This window comes from Bosea sp. 124 (assembly GCF_003046175.1).
In the GTDB taxonomy this organism is placed as follows: Bacteria; Pseudomonadota; Alphaproteobacteria; order Rhizobiales; family Beijerinckiaceae; genus Allobosea.
This window is the reverse complement of sequence record NZ_PZZM01000001.1, coordinates 3,605,909-3,623,237: the sequence shown is the minus strand read 5'-3', so window position 1 is coordinate 3,623,237 and position 17,329 is coordinate 3,605,909. Positions and strand designations below refer to the sequence as shown.

16 protein-coding genes are annotated in these 17,329 nt (G+C 69.1%); 8 read left to right on the top strand and 8 right to left on the bottom strand.

Translation table 11 applies throughout. The features are described 5' to 3' along the window. Positions 1–70 precede the first annotated feature (70 nt). The gene (locus tag C8D03_RS17115; RefSeq protein WP_108051765.1) at positions 71–550 is read left to right on the top strand and encodes a tRNA (cytidine(34)-2'-O)-methyltransferase; all 480 of its coding nucleotides are present in this window, start codon (positions 71–73) and stop codon (positions 548–550) included. A gap of 53 nt (positions 551–603) precedes the next feature. Next, positions 604–1,473 (top strand): oxygen-dependent coproporphyrinogen oxidase, encoded by an 870-nt coding sequence (hemF, locus tag C8D03_RS17110; protein ID WP_465246475.1) that lies wholly within the window; start codon positions 604–606, stop codon positions 1,471–1,473. 3 nt (positions 1,474–1,476) lie between these two features. On the opposite strand, the gene C8D03_RS17105 is transcribed toward hemF, so the two are convergent. Genes C8D03_RS17105 through C8D03_RS17090 form a run of 4 tightly spaced genes read right to left on the bottom strand, consistent with a single transcriptional unit; the run spans position 1,477 to position 4,228 of the window. After that, positions 1,477–2,718 (bottom strand): CCA tRNA nucleotidyltransferase, encoded by a 1,242-nt coding sequence (locus C8D03_RS17105; RefSeq protein WP_248308510.1) that lies wholly within the window; start codon positions 2,716–2,718, stop codon positions 1,477–1,479. Continuing rightward, the gene (locus C8D03_RS17100; RefSeq protein WP_108047971.1) at positions 2,715–2,972 is read right to left on the bottom strand and encodes a DUF6111 family protein; all 258 of its coding nucleotides are present in this window, start codon (positions 2,970–2,972) and stop codon (positions 2,715–2,717) included. The genes C8D03_RS17105 and C8D03_RS17100 overlap by 4 nt, the downstream gene beginning before the upstream one ends. Before the next feature lie 21 nt (positions 2,973–2,993). Next, a complete protein-coding gene (locus C8D03_RS17095) occupies positions 2,994–3,638 on the bottom strand; it encodes a CoA pyrophosphatase (RefSeq protein ID WP_108047969.1) in 645 nt (214 codons plus the stop codon). Next, positions 3,638–4,228, bottom strand: a complete 591-nt coding sequence (locus tag C8D03_RS17090; protein ID WP_108051761.1) for a DUF1285 domain-containing protein — start codon at positions 4,226–4,228, stop codon at positions 3,638–3,640. The genes C8D03_RS17095 and C8D03_RS17090 overlap by 1 nt, the downstream gene beginning before the upstream one ends. A gap of 205 nt (positions 4,229–4,433) precedes the next feature. Here C8D03_RS17090 and C8D03_RS17085 point away from each other — a divergent pair, with 205 nt between their 5' ends. The 4 genes from C8D03_RS17085 to C8D03_RS17070 all read left to right on the top strand — a co-directional run bounded on the left by C8D03_RS17085 (position 4,434) and on the right by C8D03_RS17070 (position 11,461). Beyond that, a complete protein-coding gene (locus C8D03_RS17085) occupies positions 4,434–5,459 on the top strand; it encodes an AAA family ATPase (RefSeq protein WP_108051759.1) in 1,026 nt (341 codons plus the stop codon). A gap of 128 nt (positions 5,460–5,587) precedes the next feature. Beyond that, positions 5,588–6,502 (top strand): DUF58 domain-containing protein, encoded by a 915-nt coding sequence (locus tag C8D03_RS17080; RefSeq protein WP_108047967.1) that lies wholly within the window; start codon positions 5,588–5,590, stop codon positions 6,500–6,502. Between the two features lie 3 nt (positions 6,503–6,505). Beyond that, complete coding sequence (locus C8D03_RS17075; RefSeq protein WP_108047964.1) at positions 6,506–9,358, top strand: DUF4159 domain-containing protein; 2,853 nt, start codon at positions 6,506–6,508, stop codon at positions 9,356–9,358. Positions 9,359–9,361: 3 nt separating this feature from the next. Then, entirely contained in the window at positions 9,362–11,461 is a 2,100-nt protein-coding gene (locus C8D03_RS17070) for a hypothetical protein (RefSeq protein ID WP_108047962.1), read from the top strand. A gap of 111 nt (positions 11,462–11,572) precedes the next feature. Here the strand turns inward: C8D03_RS17070 and C8D03_RS17065 are convergent, their stop codons facing one another. Both C8D03_RS17065 and C8D03_RS17060 read right to left on the bottom strand, forming a co-directional pair. Continuing rightward, entirely contained in the window at positions 11,573–12,082 is a 510-nt protein-coding gene (locus C8D03_RS17065) for a GNAT family N-acetyltransferase (RefSeq protein WP_108047960.1), read from the bottom strand. A 190-nt stretch (positions 12,083–12,272) separates the two neighbouring features. Then, a complete protein-coding gene (locus tag C8D03_RS17060; protein ID WP_465246449.1) occupies positions 12,273–12,731 on the bottom strand; it encodes an NUDIX domain-containing protein in 459 nt (152 codons plus the stop codon). Between the two features lie 390 nt (positions 12,732–13,121). Between C8D03_RS17060 and C8D03_RS17055 the strand changes: the two genes are divergently transcribed. After that, positions 13,122–14,015 (top strand): metallophosphoesterase family protein, encoded by an 894-nt coding sequence (locus tag C8D03_RS17055; RefSeq protein ID WP_108047956.1) that lies wholly within the window; start codon positions 13,122–13,124, stop codon positions 14,013–14,015. 158 nt (positions 14,016–14,173) lie between these two features. Here C8D03_RS17055 and C8D03_RS17050 read toward each other — a convergent pair whose 3' ends face one another. Both C8D03_RS17050 and C8D03_RS17045 read right to left on the bottom strand, forming a co-directional pair. Beyond that, entirely contained in the window at positions 14,174–14,920 is a 747-nt protein-coding gene (locus tag C8D03_RS17050; protein WP_108047954.1) for an SDR family oxidoreductase, read from the bottom strand. A 118-nt stretch (positions 14,921–15,038) separates the two neighbouring features. Next, entirely contained in the window at positions 15,039–16,844 is a 1,806-nt protein-coding gene (locus C8D03_RS17045) for an ABC-F family ATP-binding cassette domain-containing protein (RefSeq protein ID WP_108047952.1), read from the bottom strand. 131 nt (positions 16,845–16,975) lie between these two features. Here C8D03_RS17045 and C8D03_RS17040 point away from each other — a divergent pair, with 131 nt between their 5' ends. Then, positions 16,976–17,314, top strand: a complete 339-nt coding sequence (locus C8D03_RS17040) for a hypothetical protein (protein ID WP_108047950.1) — start codon at positions 16,976–16,978, stop codon at positions 17,312–17,314. Positions 17,315–17,329: the final 15 nt, after the last annotated feature.

Sequence of the window (17,329 nt, the reverse complement as noted above, 5' to 3'; positions counted from 1 at the left end):
GGCGAGGACATCGCGACGGCCACGGCCATCCGCCTTGACGCTGCCCCGGCCCCCGACCATGACCGCAGCCATGCTGCGTCTCGCCCTCTACCAACCCGACATCCCGCAGAACACCGGCACCATGATCCGCATGGCGGCCTGTCTCGGCATCGCGGTGGACATCGTCGAGCCGGCCGCCTTCGACGTCTCGGACCGGCATTTCCGCCGCTCTGGCATGGACTACCTCGAACGCGCCATGGTCGCGCGCCATGATTCCTTCGCAGCCTTCGAGGCCTGGCGGCGCAAGGCGGGCCATCGCCTGATCCTGGCCGAAACCGATGGCACGGCGCGCCATCTCGATTTCGCCTTCTCAGCCGGAGACATCGTCATGGTCGGCCGCGAATCCGCTGGCGTCGCCCCGGAGGTCCATGCGGCTGCGGACGCCAGCGTCCACATTCCGATGCTGGTCGGCTTGCGCTCTCTCAATGTCGCGCTCGCGGCAGCGATGGTATTGGGCGAGGCATTGAGGCAGACCGGCAGCTATCCACCCCGCGACGGAACCGAAGCATGAGCCAACCCAACCGCGTCGAGACGCCCTCCGCCGATCCCGCGGTCGTGGCCGCCATGAAGCCGCGTGCCGAGGCCTGGTTCAGGCAATTGCGCGACCGGATCTGCACTGCCTTCGAGGCGATCGAGGACGAGGCCGCCGGCCCGTTCCCGCCGGAAACCGATGCGCCCGGCCGCTTCGAGCGCACGCCCTGGCAGCGCACCAACCATGACGGCGCAGCCGGAGGTGGCGGCGTCATGTCGATCATGCGCGGCCGTGTCTTCGAGAAGGTCGGCGTCCATGTCTCGACCGTGCACGGCACTTTCCTGCCTGAATTCGCCGGCCAGATTCCGGGCGCCACCGAGGACCCGCGCTTCCACGCCACTGGCATCTCGCTGATCGCCCATCCCTGGAATCCGCATGCGCCGACGGTCCACATGAACACGCGCTTCGTCGTCACGACGAAGCCCTGGTTCGGTGGCGGCGCCGACCTGACGCCTGTGTTGAACGCAAGGCGCCGACAGGACGACCCCGACGCCATCGCCTTCCATGCCGCGATGCGTGATCCCTGCGAACGCTGCGCGCCGATCGCCGACTACGACCGCTTCAAGAGCTGGTGCGACGAGTATTTCTTCCTGAAGCACCGGAATGAGCCGCGCGGCATCGGCGGCATCTTCTACGACTACATCTGGTCGGGCGACCCGGAAGGGGACTTCGCTTTCACCCAGGCCGTCGGCGAGGCCTTCCTGAAGGCCTATCCGCCGATCCTGCGGGCCAACATGGCCAAGCCCTGGAGCGAGGCCGAACGCCACGAGCAGCAGGTCCGCCGCGGCCGCTATGTCGAGTTCAATCTGCTCTACGACCGCGGCACGATCTTTGGCCTCAGAACGGGCGGCAATGTCGATTCGATCCTGTCCTCGATGCCGCCGACCGTGCGCTGGCCGTAAGCCTCATAGGGAGGCGGACGATGCCGCCACCGCGCCGGCCACAAATTCGGCCTGCGCGGCGCTCCCCGCCGGGGCCCCCGCCTCGATCCATTCGCGTCGCGCCGCCTCCAGCACACGCCCGACCTGCGGCCCGGCCGGCACACCGAGCGCGATGACGTCCCGCCCGCTCGGCAGGAAACGCGGCGTGCCACCCAATTCGGCGATCATCGCCTGCGTCCCGGCCTGTGCGGTCTCGTCGACCGTTGCAGCCAGCAGCACGAGGCCCGCCGCCACGGCGTCCGTGCCGAGCCGGTGGGCGAGATGGCGCAGAAAAGCGATGCTCGGCGGCGCAGCGCGTCCGCCAAGTCCTTCGAGCGCTTCGGCGATCCACCCGATCCTGTCGAACTCCTCGTTCGAGAGCCGCAAGCCCTCCCGCAGTCGCAGCGCATCCTCCCGCACCGCCACGGTGAGCGCCGCCAGCCGGAACGCCGGATAGACGGGCCCCCCTGCCCCTTGGGCCACTGCCGCGAAGCGCGAGAGGTGCGGCACGCCGCCGATCACCGGCATCAGCAGCCCGGCACCCGCCATCGCCGCGACGACCGCGGCCGCGCCCGGCGCAACCAAGAGCTTCATCAGCTCGGCACGGACGCGCTCGCGCGAAAGCCCGGCGATCCCGGCCCGACCGGCAATGCAGGCCGAGACACCCTCCGCGTCGGGCGCTCCCGAGGCATAGCGGGCATGGAAGCGGAAAAAGCGCAGGATACGCAGGTAATCCTCCCGGATCCGGCTGCCCGCGTCGCCGATGAAGCGGACCCGCCGCACCGCGAGGTCGGTGAGCCCGCCGCAATGGTCGTGCACGGCGCCGTCACGGTCGAGCGAGAGCGCGTTGATCGTGAAATCGCGCCGCAGCGCATCGGCGACGAAATCGCGCCCGAACCGGACCGTGGCCCGCCGGCCATCGGTCGCGACATCCTCCCGCAGCGTCGTCACCTCAAAGCCGGTGCCGTCCCTGACCAGCGTGACGGTGCCGTGCTCGATTCCGGTCGGAACCGCCTTGAAGCCGGCGCGCTTCCCGCGCCGGATCGTCTCCTGCGGCGGCGCCGTGGTCGCGAGATCGACATCGCCGATCGGCTCGTCCAGCAGCAGGTCCCGCACCGCCCCGCCGACGATACGGGTCTCCTCGCCCTCGCCGTTGAGAGCCTCGAGCATCGCCGCGAGAGCCGGCCGCGCCAGGAAATCCGCGATGCGCTCCCGCGGCAGCCTCACTTGAAGCGGCCGGGCACCAGCGTCCCGTTCTCCATATGCGGTGGCTCATAGGCGCCCTGGCTGCGCGGCGCGGTCCAGCCGCCATAGGCAACGAGCGCGATGGAGAGCAGCAGCCCGACGATCGCCAGCCAGAACACATGCCGGCTCCAGTGCTCGACATCGAGCGGGTTGCGGCGCTTGACGATGAGATACCCCGCGAAAACGCAAAAGGGCAGAATGAAGAGAAGAACCTCTTCGATGATCGAGCGCAGCATGGGCTTGGTCGTCCAGTCGATTCAGCCGGCGAGCCGCTCGTAGAGATTGCGGATCATGCCGGCGGTTGCCCCCCAGATATAGCGATCCCCGAACGGCATCGCATAGTAGGTGCGGTGGAGCCCCTGCCACTCGCGGCCGTCGCGGCGGTGATTGGCGGGATCGAGCAGGAAGGACAGCGGCGCCTCGAACGCCTCGTCCACCTCATGCGCATTCAGGGTCAGCGAAAACGGCGGCTCGACCAACGCCACCACGGGAACGATGCGATAGCCCGTCCCGGTCAGATAGGCGTCGAGGAACCCCAGCGTCCGGACGCGCTCGCGGGGCAGCCCGATTTCCTCTTCCGTCTCGCGCAGCGCGGTGATCAGCGGCGAACCATCAACGGCATCGACCCGCCCGCCCGGAAACGCGACTTGTGACGAATGGCTGCGCAACGCCGCCGCGCGCTGTGTCAGCAGCACCGTCGGCCCTTCCGCCCGCGAGACAACCGGAATGAGGACGGCAGCCGGAACCGCCGCCTTCTCGTCGGGCTGCGCCATCGGCTGCGACTGCATCTCGTGGTCGCCGCGCGGCCGGGCGATCACGTCGCCCAACGCCGGCGGCTCGGCCCGGAGCCGCTCCTTCGCCAAGGCCGCGAATTCCTCGATCGTCAGGTTCAGCGCGCGCATCACGATCCTTCGATCTCGCCTTCGATCTCGCTTGCCGGCACGGCCGGATGGAAGATGCCGGCCGCCGCGACTCCGAACATGGGGATGCCCTCGACGTCGCGCACCTCGCCCAGCGCCAGCAGGTCATAGCTCAGTGCCCGGGTGACGCGGGCCCAGAGCCCGCGCCGGACATGCACATAGGGCTTCAAGCCGCCCTTCGCCTCCCGCTCGAAGCGAATCGCATGCTCGGGACCGACAGTGACGAGATCGTCGACATGCGTCCGGAAAGCGATGGAGCGGGCATCGCCCTCGCCCTCGACCGCCATCTCGACAGCCTGGAACGGAGCATCCTCGACCACGATCCCGAGTTTTTCGACCGGGGTCACGAGAACGTAATCGTCCCCGTCGCGGCGCAGGACCGAGGAGAAAAGCTTCACCAGAGCAGGTCTGCCGATCGGCGTTCCCATATAGAACCAGGTTCCGTCGGCAGCGATCCTCATGTCGATATCGCCGCAGAAATCGGGGTTCCAGCGCTCGACCGGCGGCAATCCGCGCTTGCCGCCTTGCAGCGCAGCAACCAGACGCGCGATGGAATGGCCCGGATCACTCATCGAAAAGCCCGCAGGCGCCGCATGCGGCATAGTGGTTGCATCGTCGCCTCTGCCTTGAACTCCACATAATCGTGAAGCCGAGTTCTGTGCACCGCGCCATTCCGCCCTTGAGCCGGCATGGCGCCCCGTCCACACTCAACGGCTCAGACCGTTGCCAGGTTGCGAGACCCTGCAAGACGCGACCCAGAGGGTGAAGGAGATCGATATGGTGGCGCAAGTCCGTGCGGCGGAGACCAACCCGCCGATCAGCCTCGATACCGGAATCGTCGAGGCCGCGGAAGCCGCGCTCGGCGCGATCGGCGCTGCACGCACCGAGATCGGCCGGGTCATCTTCGGCCAGCAGAAGGTGGTCGATCTCTCGCTGATCACGCTGCTCGCAGGCGGCCACGGCCTGCTCGTTGGCGTCCCCGGCCTCGCCAAGACCAAGCTCGTCGAGGCGATGGGCACCGTGCTGGGCATGAGCGCCAGGCGCGTCCAGTTCACGCCGGACCTGATGCCCTCCGACATCCTGGGCTCGGAAGTCCTGGACGAGACTGCCGACGGCAAGCGCCATTTCCGCTTCATCAAGGGCCCCGTCTTCGCCCAGTTGCTGATGGCCGACGAGATCAACCGCGCCAGCCCGCGCACCCAGTCGGCGCTGCTGCAGGCGATGCAGGAGCACCATGTCACCGTCGGCGGCGAGCGTTACGACCTGCCCGCCCCCTTCCACGTGCTGGCGACCCAGAACCCGATCGAGCAGGAGGGCACCTATCCCCTGCCCGAAGCCCAGCTCGACCGCTTCCTTCTCGAGATCGACGTCGCCTATCCCGACCGCGAGGCCGAGCGCCGCATCCTGATGGAGACCACCGGCGCCTCCGAGCACAAGCCGGCCCAGGCGATGACCGCAGAGACGCTGATGTCGACGCAGCGGCTGGTCCGCCGCCTGCCCGTCGGCGAGGCCGTCGTCGACGCGATTCTCGATCTCGTTCGCTCCGCCCGCCCCGGCGAAGGCAGCGATGCCAGCATCACCGACAAGCTCGCCTGGGGCCCCGGCCCCCGTGCCAGCCAGTCGCTGACGCTCGCCTGCCGCGCCCGCGCACTCGTGGAAGGCCGTCTGGCGCCCTCCGTCGACGACGTCGTCGCGCTCGCCATTCCCGTGCTGAAGCACCGCGTCGCGCTGACCTTTGCCGCCCGCGCCGATGGTGAGACGGTCGAGGGCGTCATCGGCAAGCTCGTGGAACGGATCGGATAGAGTATTGCGCAAGCAAGTGGGAACCGGTTTTTTGCTGAAGCAATGCTCTAAACTTTTAGAATCGATCACATTTTTCGCTTTCGGACGAAGTCGTCCGAAAGCGACGTGATCTAGGAGGGCCGAAGCCGATGCTGCGCACGCGCGTTCTCGGGTCCGCCGAACGCCAGCCCGCCAGGCCGGTCGTCACCGCCTCGCTCGATCTCGCGGCACGTCTGCCCAGGTTGATCCTCGAAGCGCGCCGCGTCTCGGCCAGCGTGCACGGCATCCATGGCCGCAGGCGCGCCGGCCCAGGCGAGACCTTCTGGCAGTACCGGCCTCTGGTCACCGGCGAATCCTCCTCGCGCATCGACTGGCGCCGTTCCGCCCGCGACGGGCACCTCTTCGTCCGCGAACGCGAATGGGAGGCCTCGCACGCGATCTGGCTCTGGATCGACCGCTCCGCCTCGATGGGCTTCGCTTCGTCGCTGGCGCTGGCCTCCAAGGTCGATCGGGCACTGATCGCAGGCTTCGCGCTCGCCGAGACGCTGGTCGATGGCGGCGAGCGCGTCGGCCATCTCGGCCTGACGCGGGCTCTGGCCTCGCGCCGCATCGTCGAAACGCTGGCGCAGGCGATCCTCGCCGACGCGAAGGGTGCGGAGTCGGACCTGCCGCCGGACGCCCCCCTGCCGCGTCTCGCCGACGCCATCATCATCACCGACGGGCTCTCGCCGGCAGCCTCGCTTGCCAAACGCATCGCCACCCTGTCGTCGAGCGGCGCGCGCGGGCATGTCCTGCTGATCGCCGACCCGATCGAGGAAACCTTCCCCTTTACCGGCCAGGCGGAGCTGTTCGACCTGGAAGACGGGCTCAGCCTGCGCGTCGGCGATGCCGGCGCCTGGGGCGCCGAATACCGCCAGCGGCTGGAGGCCCATCGTGACGCCATCCGCGAGGCCTGCCGCAGGGCTGGCTGGACGCTGACGCTTCACCGCACCGACAGGCCTGCCAGCGAGGGCGTGCTGCGTATCGCCAGCCTCGTCGCGGCGGCCCGCGGAACGGGGAGATAGCCCATGCTGAACGCTCTCCCCCTCGCCTTCTCCGCCCCGCTGGCGCTCGCGGCGCTGGCGCTGCTGCCGGCGCTCTGGCTGATCCTGCGCGTGACGCCGCCGCGCCCGCGCCGGATCGACTTTCCGCCGCTGAAGATCATGGCCGACCTCGTCGCCAGGCGCGAAATGCCGGCCCATACGCCCTGGTGGCTGCTGGCGCTGCGCATGCTCGTCGCCGCGCTCGCGATCCTCGCCGTGGCGGGCCCGGTCTGGAATCCGCCACGCGAGGCAGGCCCGCTGCGCGGCCCGATGCTGCTGCTCATGGACAATGGCTTCGGCGCTGCGACTGACTGGCCGGAGCGCCTTCTGGTCGCGGAATCGCGCCTCGCCGCCGCGGCACGCGAAGGCCGGCCCGTCGCCATCCTGGGCCTTGCCGAGAACCCGGCCGAGATCACGCTTTCGGAGCCCCGCGCCGCGCTCGACCGGCTGCGCGCCTTCGCGCTCCAGCCGCATGCCCCTGACCGCTCTGCCCATCTGCCCCGGATCGAGGCCTTCCTGCGCAGCGCACCGGATGCCGAGGTCGTCTGGATCGCGGATGGCTTGTCCGTGACGGATGATTCGACCTTCCTGGCCCGGTTGAAGCAGGAGGCCGATGCAGGCCGCCTGTCGATCCATGCCGGCCCGACCGACCAGATCGCGCTGGCCGCGCCGGAAAACCTTGCCGGTGCGCTCGCCGTGAAGGTGCTGCGCCCGGCCGCTGCGGCGCCTGCCAGCGGCCAGGTCCGCGCGCTCGACCTGAAGGGCCTGCCGCTCGGCGATGCGCCCTTCGTCTTCAACGGATCGGAACTGCAGACGACGGCGCGGCTGACGCTGCCGATCGAGGTCCGCAACGCCGTTTCGCGGCTGGAGATCGTGGCCGAGCGCAGCGCGGCGGCCGTCGCCCTGCTCGACGACCGGGCCAAGCGCCGCCGCGTCGGCATCGTCTCGGGCGCGACCACGGACACCGCCCAGCCGCTGCTGTCGCCGACCTACTACGTCTCGCGCGCGCTCCAGCCCTTCGCCGAAATCCGGGAGCCCCGCCCGGGCTCGACCGACCCCGTCGGCGAATTGCTGGCGCAGAACCTGTCCGTGCTGGTACTGGCCGATATCGGCGCGCTCGACGGCGACACTGCCGGCAAGATCAACGCCTTCATCCAGCGCGGTGGCGTGCTGCTGCGCTTCGCCGGCGCACGTCTGGCCGCCGCCTCCGACGATCTGACGCCGGTGCGCCTGCGCCGGGGCGGCCGCACGCTCGGCGGCGGGCTCTCCTGGGAGACGCCGCGCAAGCTCGCGCCCTTCAGCCGCGAAAGTCCCTTCTTCGGCACCCAGATCAGCGACGACGTCCGCGTCAGTCGCCAGATTCTGGCCGAGCCGGAGGCGGACCTGTCGCGCAAGACCTGGGCGGCACTGGAGGACGGAACGCCCGTCGTCACCGGCGAGCGGCGCGGCGATGGCATGATCGCGATGATGCATGTCACCGCCGACACGACATGGTCGAACCTGCCGCTGTCGGGCCTGTTCGTCGAGATGCTGCGCAAGATCGTCGGCCTCGCCGGCACCGGACCGGCTGAACCCCAGGGAGAGGATGCCCGCGTGGAGACCCTGGCGCCGACCCGCGTCCTCGACGGCAACGGCACTTTCCGCAGCCCACCCGCAACCGCCCAGCCGGTGCCCCGCAGCTTTGCCGGCCGCGCCACGCTCGCCCATCCGCCCGGCATCTACGGGCCGGCGGACGGTTCGCTGGCCGTGAATGCGCTGAATCCGACCGATACGCTGCGCGTGATCGACCTCGCCGCGCTCGGCGCGCCGATCCTGCCCGTCGACAAGCCCGTCGCGCTGGACATCCGCCCGCAATTGCTGGTGCTGGCCTTGCTGTTGCTGGTGGCGGATACGCTGGCGACGCTCTGGCTTGGCGGCAGGCTCTCCTTCGCCCGCCGCCCCCGCCGTGCCGCGCCGGCCGCGATCCTGCTCGCGCTGGCTCTCGCCGGGACGACGCTGCTGCCGGAAGCAGGGCGCGCCCAGACGGCTACACAGCCTCCTGCCGCGACGCCTCCCGCTGCGACGGCTCCTTCCGACCAGCGCCCGCCGATCCCGCGCGAGCTGTTCGCAGCCGGTGCCGTGACGCGGCTCGCCTATGTCGTCACCGGCGACAAGGCGGTCGACGACATGTCGAAGGCAGGTCTCGCCGGCCTCAACATCGTACTCGGCGCCCGCACCGCGCTGGAGCCGGGCGAGGCCGTTGGTGTCAATGCCGATCGTGACGAACTCGCCTTCTTCCCGGTGCTCTACTGGCCGATCGTCGCCGGACGGCCGATCCCCACCGCCGAGACGCTGCGCAAGCTCGAAGCCTATATGAAGGGCGGCGGGCTCGTGATCTTCGACACGCGTGACGCGATGAGCGCGAGGCCCGGCGGCGGCACCACGCCCGAGGGCGAGCAGTTGCGCCGCATGCTGCAGACGCTCGACATCCCCGAGCTGGAGCCGCTGCCGCGCGACCACGTCCTGACCAAGACCTTCTACATCCTCGACGGCTTCGCCGGGCGCTACGATTCCGGCACGACCTGGGTCGAGATCCTGCCGCCTGCCGGTGCCGATGGCCGCCGTCCGGCGCGGGCCGGCGACAATGTCTCGCCGATCGTCATCACCTCGAACGACCTTGCCTCGGCCTGGGCAGTGAACCGGCGCGGCGAGCCGCTCGTGCCCCTGTCCGGCTCCGATCCGCGTCAGCGCGAAATGGCACTGCGGGCCGGCGTCAACCTCGTGATGTATGCGCTCACCGGCAACTACAAGGCCGATCAGGTCCATGTCCCGGCCCTGCTCGAACGGCTGGGGCAGTAAGCTATGTGGAGCCTCTCCTTCGCCCCCCTCGTCCCGCTGCCGCTGCTGATCGGCCTCAGCCTGCTGGCGGCACTGGCGGCCGGCGCCGCGATCGTGCTGGCGGGCAAGAGCGCCATCCTGCGTGCGCTTGCGCTCACCGTGCTGACGGTGACGCTGGCCGACCCGTCCCTGGTCTTCGAGGAGCGCGAGCCGGTCAAGGACGTCGTCTCCGTCGTCGTCGACCGCTCCGGCTCGAACCGTCTGAGCGACCGCGCCGCGCAGACGCAAGCCGCCCAGGCCGAGGTCGAGCGCCAGTTGCGCGGGATCGGCAATGTCGAGCCCCGCATCGTCGAGGTCCGCGACGCTCAGGGCTCGGGCGACGGCACCCGGCTGTTCGAAGCGCTGGCCGCGAGCCTCGCCGACGTGCCCTCCGAACGTGTCGCCGGTGCCATCGTCATCAGCGACGGGCTCGCCCATGACACCCCGCCGACCGCCGAGGCGCTCGGTTTGCGCGCGCCGCTGCATGTGCTGACGACCGGCCGCAACGCCGAGATCGACCGCCGCATCGTGCTGGTCGATTCGCCCCGCTTCGGCATCGTCGGCAAGGACCAGAACATCCGCCTGCGCGTGCTTGAGAAGGGTGGCCCCGGCCGCGCCAGCCTGACGATCCGTCGCGACGGCGAGATCATCGCCCGCCGCGAGGTCACGGTCGGCGAGACCGTGTCGGTACCCGTGAGAATCGACCGTGGCGGCCCCAACGTCATCGAGATCGAGGCCGCCCCACTCGACAACGAACTGACGCTGGCCAACAACCGCGCCGTCATCACCATCGACGGCGTGCGTGACAAGCTGCGCGTGCTGCTGGTCTCGGGCGAGCCGCATCCGGGCGAGCGCACCTGGCGCAACCTGCTCAAGGCCGACGCCAATATCGACCTCGTCCATTTCACCATCCTGCGTCCGCCGGAGAAGCAGGATGGCACGCCGATCAACGAGCTTTCGCTGATCGCCTTCCCGACGCGCGAGCTGTTTCAGGTCAAGATCAAGGAATTCGACCTGATCATCTTCGACCGCTACGCTAACCAGTCGATTCTGCCGCTGGTCTATTTCGACAATATCGTCCGCTATGTCCGCGAGGGCGGCGCGCTCCTGATCGCCGCGGGGCCGGAATATGCCGGCGCGCAGTCGCTCTCCCGCACGCCGCTCAACCAGATTCTGCCGGCAGCGCCCGACGGCTCCGTCATCGACGAGGCTTACCGCGCCCGCGTCAGCGAGCCCGGCAAGCGCCACCCGGTCACCCGCGACCTGCCGGGCTCCGAGGTCGAGCCGCCGCAATGGGGCGAATGGCTGCGCATGGTCGGCGCCCGCGCCCGCACGGGCTCGCCGGTGATGACCGGCCCCGGCGACCGGCCGTTGCTGATGCTCGCCCGCGAGCAGAAGGGACGCGTCGCGCTCTTCCTGTCCGACCATGCCTGGCTCTGGGCCCGGGGCTTCCGCGATGGCGGCCCGCATCTCGACCTGCTGCGCCGCCTCGGCCACTGGCTGATGAAGGAGCCCGATCTGGAGGAAGAGGCCTTGCGCGCCGTCGCGCGCGGCGGCGTCATCGAGGTCGAACGCCAGACGCTGGGCGACAGCCCTGCGCCCGTCATCGTCACCGGGCCGGACGGCCAGTCCCGCTCCGTGCCGCTCGAACCCGGACGCCCCGGCCTGTTCACCGCGCGGATTCCGAGCAGCGAGTTCGGCCTGCATCGCATCTCCGGCGACAACCTCACCGCCTTCGCCAGCGTCGGCCCCGAGAACCCGCGCGAGCTGATGGAGGTGGTCAGCAACCCGGCCGCGCTCCAGGCGCTCGCAGAGGCGACCGGCGGCTCCTCGCGCCGCATCGGCCAGGACAATGGCTCCGGCGTCACGGTGCCGCGCATCGTGCCGGTGCGCTCCGGCAGCCAGTTCGCCGGCGCGGACTGGATCGGCCTGCGCATCAGCGATTCCGGCATCGTGCGCGGCGTCCAGGTCTCGCCGCTCTTCATCGGCCTGATCGGCCTCGCCTTGCTCTTCGGCGCGCTCGTCGCGGGCTGGATCGGAGAGAGCGGCCGGCGCTTCAACCGGCGGCCTGACATGACGGCGTAACCGCCACGTCCGTCATGGCCGGGCTTGTCTCGCTCATCCACGTCGTCGCTGGTCGAGGGGCGTGTTTCAACACATGGAGGCTCGCCACAAGGGCGAGCATGACGGCGAGGTTCAGGCGCCAGCCTTGAGCGCCGTCACCGCACCGCGACGCTCGGCCAGCACGCCTTCTGCCAGTTCCAGCGCCAGGAAACGTGTCGGATCGGCCGGCCCGGGCAGCACGAGCTGCCCGGGCGGGATCACACGGAAGCCGAAGCGCGCATAATAGGGCGCATCGCCCACCAGCATGATGAGGTCGTAGCCTGCGGCTCGCGCCGCCTCGATCGAACGGTTCATCAGGGCAGCGCCGATGCCGCGCCCCTCGAAAGCGGGATCGACCGTCAGCGGGCCCAGCATCAGCGCCGTGTGACCGCCCGCCGCAACCGGCGTCACCCGGATAGAGCCGACGAGGAAGGTGCCGACATGGGCCGCGAAGGTCAGCGCCGGATCGGGCGGCACACCCTCGCGCAGGCGGAACGCGGTGCGCGCGAAGCGCCCCGGCCCGAAAGCGCGTTCATGCAGCCGCTCGATGGCGGGCGCGTCGACAGGGAGCTCATGGCGAATGGTCAAAGGCAACGATGTCATGACGGCGGCGAACCTGCGGACGGGCAGACAAGGACTGGACGTGGAGAACGCAGGGTCCGCGACAGACGCGGGCCATGCCGGGAAGCGCGTTCAGCGCGCCGGTCGTCGCAGCAGGGAGATGAGGTGCCCGTTCGTCATGATGGCCGCGCTGTAGCAGAGCGGCAGGCGGCCGTCCATCCGGCAGGGACACTCACCATTCCGTCGCGGCGCCAACCCCTTGGATGATCTCCGTCAGCCTCCGCCGCGTCGCGCCCGTCGTGCCTTCCGGCAACGCATCGAGTGGGAAGAACCCGGCCTCCGCGATCTCGCGATCCGGCTGCCTGACGCCATCCTGCACGAAATCGCGGACCACGAAGACCGCGACATGGTCGCGCCGCGACATCGCCCGGTTGAAGAACACGCCATGCAGCACGGCCGGCCCGGAAAGCCGGATCGACCCCTCCTCGCGCAGCTCCTTGGCAAGCGCCTGCTCCAAAGTCTCGCCAACCTCGACGCCGCCGCCTGGCAGGTGCCAGCCCGCGACATAGGTATGGCGCACGAGGAAGACCTCGCCCGCCGCGTTGAGCACGGCGGCACGCACGCCCAGCGTCATGCCACGCGACACCCGAAAATACAGGTGGAGCAGCCGCGTCAGGGCCCTTTCGCGCAAACGACGGCGCGTTTGGGGCTCTGGGGCCGGTCCGGTTGGCCGATCTGGTGTCGTCACACGCGAATGTCCTAACAAACACTGATTTGTCTATGCAATTAACGCATAACGGATCATCGTTACGCGTTCCGTTACGTCATAAACGCGCCGCAAAGCAGGCAGATATCACCGCCTCATCGCTGGGGAATGTCGTCATGTTGCTCTCTTTCATCATTGCTCGCCTGCGGGCCAAGCCGGCCTATGTCTGGAAGCCGGCCCTGACCCTGACCGATTCGCGCGTCGTCTCCGAATTGACCGGCGCCGCCAACTGATCCGTCCTGCAGCGCAGCCTGCGTCGACGCCGACGCATCTGCGCCCTTGACGGAGAGGTGGTCGCGAGGGCAAGCGCAGGGTGTGTTCAAACTCGCGCATCTGTCCGACCCGCATCTCGGCCCGCTCGCGGGCTTCTCGCTGCATCAGCTCATCGGCAAGCGCGCCACCGGCTACGTCAACTGGCGCCGCAAGCGTCGCCATGCCCATGACATGGAGATTCTGGCGCTGATCGTCGCGGATATCCGCGCGCAGATGCCGGACCACGTCGCCTGCACCGGCGATGTCGCCCATATCGGGCTGCCCGACGAATTCAAGACCGCCGTCGCCTTCCTCGACACGCTCGGCCCGCGCGAGGCCGTCAGCTTCGTGCCGGGCAACCACGATGCCTATGCCCGCTCCTCGCTCAAGGCGCTTGCGAGCCATCTCGGCCCCTGGGTCGCCAGCGACGACGGCAGCATCGGTTATCCCTGGTATCGCCGGCGCGGCAACGTCGCGCTGATCGGCTTGAACACCGGCATCCCGACCATGCCGCTGATGGCGACGGGGCGCGTCGGCCGCGAGCAGATCGCCAGGACGGAGGCGCTGCTCGACCGTGCCCGCGACGAGGGCCTGATCCGCGTCGTGCTGATCCATCATCCGCCCTATGTCGGCGGAGCGCGGCGCTCACGCGAGCTCGTCGATGCCGCAGCCTTCGAGGCGATGCTGGCGCGCAAGGGCGCAGACCTCGTGCTGCACGGCCATAATCACAAATTCTCGCTGGCCTGGCGGCCGGGTGTCGAACGCGACGTGCCGATCGTCGGCGTGCCGTCGGCCTCGATCGGCCCGCTCGGGCATGGCGAAATGGCGACCTGGCACCTGTTCCGGATCGAGGGTGATGCGACCGCCCCCCACATCACCGTCGAGCAGCGCGGCTTCGAACTCGACGGCACCGTCATGCTGCGCCAGCAGATCGTGCTGCATACGAAGCCAGTTTAGGGGCTCCGCAGACGCCGCGCGAGAGCACCTGAGAATTCGTCAGCGTGTGTCGGCTGGCGTGGCGTTCGAGAACGGGAGCGGAGCGGACATCGGTCCGTGAGCACCGGAAGCACAGAACGCCGCGCCAGACGGCCGCGATGGCGGATCGGCAGGCGCGCTCAGATGCAGCGCCCGCCATCGACGGCCAGCACCGTTCCCGTCACCATCTCGGCGTCGTCAGAGCAGAGATAGAGCGCCGCATTGGCCATGTCCTGCGGCGTCGACAGCCGGCCCCACGGGATCGAGGCCCTGAACTGGGCGCGCTTCTCCGGCGTGTCCTCGCCCATGAAGGTCGCCAGCAGCGGCGTCTCGCCAGCGACGGGCGCGATCGCATTGACCCGGATCCGGTCGCCGGCGAGTTCCACCGCCATGGATTTCGAGAGCAGGTTCACCGCGCCCTTCGAGCCGTTGTACCAGGTCAGGCCGGGACGCGGACGCACGCCGGCCGTCGAGCCGATATTCAGGATCACGCCGCCGCCATGCTCGCGGAAATGCGGCACGGTTGCCTTCGCCATCAGGTAGATCGACTTCACATTCACGGCGAAGACGCGGTCGAACTCCTCCTCGGTGACGTCGGTCATCGGCATGTTGCGATGCGTCGTGCCGGCATTGTTGACGACGATGTCGAGCCGGCCGAACTTCGCGATGACCCGCGCCACCGCCTTGTCGACGCTCTTCGCCTTGGCGACGTCGCAGGTCACAGCGAAGGCCTTGCGACCGATCGCCTTCGCAGCCTCTTTGGCCTTGTCGCCATTGAGGTCGAGCACCGCCACGCGGGCCCCTTCCCTGACGAAGGTTTCGGCGATGCCGAGGCCGAACCCCTGCGCTGCGCCGGTGATCAGCGCCGTCTTGCCCTTGAGTCTCATCGTGTTTCCTCGGATTCTCGAAGCGCGCATCTTTGTGGGAATCGGCCGCCCGCGACAAATGCGGTTTCGGGCGGTCGATCAGACAGAGCTGCATGCCCCGCGCTTCCCTTGCAGGATCTCACGCACCAATTTCCTCGCGGAGCATCTCAAGCTCCAGCCAGCGCTCCTCGAAGCCCGCGATCTCGCGCGTGACCTCCTCCAGCCGCTTCGTCGCCTTGGCGAAGAGCTTGGGATCGCGGGTGTAGAGATCGCCGGCCAGCGCCACATCGAGCTTGGCGGCCTCGGCCTGGAGCGCCTCGATCTTCTTCGGCAAGGTCTCCAACGCATGCTTCTCGTTGAAGGAGAGCTTGCGCTTCGAGACCGGCGCGGCGGCAACGGCCGGTGTCGGCACGCCGGCCTGCGGTTTGCCGACAGGCGCCCGCATCTTCGCCCCGACCCCGCGCCCGCGCTGCGCCAGCATGTCGGTGTAGCCGCCGGCGAACTCGGTCCAGACGCCGTCCCCATCCGAGATCAGCGTCGCCGAGACGACGCGATCGATGAAATCGCGGTCATGGCTGACCAGCAGCACGGTGCCCTGATAGTCCGACAGCAGCTCCTGCAGCAGGTCCAGCGTCTCGAGGTCGAGATCGTTGGTCGGCTCGTCCAGCACCAGCATGTTCGACGGCTTGGCCAGCGCGCGCGCCAGCATCAGCCGGCCGCGCTCGCCGCCGGAGAGCGCCCCGACCGGCGTGCGTCTTTGCAGCGGCTGGAACAGGAAGTCCTTCATATAGGCGATGACATGGCGCGGCGTGTCGCCGACCATGACCTGGTCGGAGCCGCCGCCGGTCAGCGCATCGCCCAGCGGTGTCGCCGGGTCGAGGCTTTCGCGGCGCTGGTCGAGCGTCACCATCTCGAGCGAGACGCCGAGCTTCACCGTGCCGGAATCAGGCGCGAGCGCGCCGGTCAGGAGGTTGATCAGCGTCGTCTTGCCGGCGCCGTTGGGGCCGACGATGCCGATCCGGTCGCCGCGCGCCACGCGCAGCGACAGATCCTTGACCACGACATTCGAGCCGAACGCCTTGGCGACGTTGACCGCCTCGATCACCAGCTTGCCCGACGTCTGCGCCTCGCTCACTTCCATCTTGACACTGCCGACGGCAAAGCGCGCGGTACGACGCTGCTCACGCAGGCCGTGCAGTTCGCCGAGCCTTCGCTGGTTGCGGGTGCGGCGCGCACTGACGCCATAGCGCAGCCAGTCTTCCTCGCGGGCGATCTTGCGGTCGAGCTTGTGGCGGTCGAGCTCCTCCTGGGCGAGAACCTCATCCCGCCAAGCCTCGAACTCACCGAAGCCCTTGTCCATGCGCCGTGTCAGGCCACGGTCGAGCCAAATCGTGGCGCGCGAGAGATTGGTCAGGAAACGCCTGTCATGGCTGATCAGGACCATGGCCGAGCGCAGCGATTTCAGCTCCTGCTCCAGCCATTCGATCACCGGCAGGTCAAGATGGTTGGTCGGCTCGTCGAGCAGCAGGATATCGGGCTCCGGCGCCAGCACGCGCGCCAGCGCGGCGCGGCGCGATTCGCCGCCCGACATCGTGGCGGGGTCCTCCTCGCCGGTGAGGCCGAGTTCATCGATCAGGTACTGCGCGCGATAGTGATCGTCGCCCGGCCCGAGCCCCGCCTCGACATAGGCCAGCGACGTCTTGTAGCCGGTGAAGTCCGGCTCCTGCGGCAGATAGCGGATCGTCGCGCCCGGCTGGACGAAACGGTCGGCGCTGTCGGCCTCGACCAGGCCCGCGACGATCTTGAGCAGGGTCGACTTGCCCGAACCGTTGCGGCCGACCAGGCAGACGCGTTCCCCGGCCGAAACCGCGATCTCGGCTGCTTCCAGCAGCGGCTGTCCGCCGAAGGTGAGCGCGACGTCGCGCAGATGGAGCAAGGGGGCCATGGCATGTCCGTGAGGGGAATGCAGGCGGGATAGACCGGCAGCGCCGCCATGTCACGCTCGCAGGCGATGGCGCTTGCCAGAACCGATCGGCCGCCTATCGTTCGGCACAGCGCCTCTTGAGCCCGAGAACCATGCCGAGCGAACGCCCCATCGGAATAGGCCATAATGGCGGCCCGCCACTGAAGGAGCTCAAGCGCCGCTCGGTGACCGGGTCCGGGGGTGTCGGCCGCTATTTCGACTGGCGCTTCGCCCATCGCAAGGCCTGGAAGAAGCCGCGCGACATCGCGTTGCGCCGCGAGGAGAAGGCCGAGGCACTCGGCCTGACCTATGAGGAATATTCCCTTGAGATCATGGAGCGGGGCTATCATCCGCAGCCCGAGCATGCCGATGCGATCAAGGCGAAGCGGGCCGAGCGCCGCCGTTCAGGCGGAGTCGTGGGCCAGTCGCTGAAGGGCAAGCGCCTGACATGACGCCCGGCTGCGGGC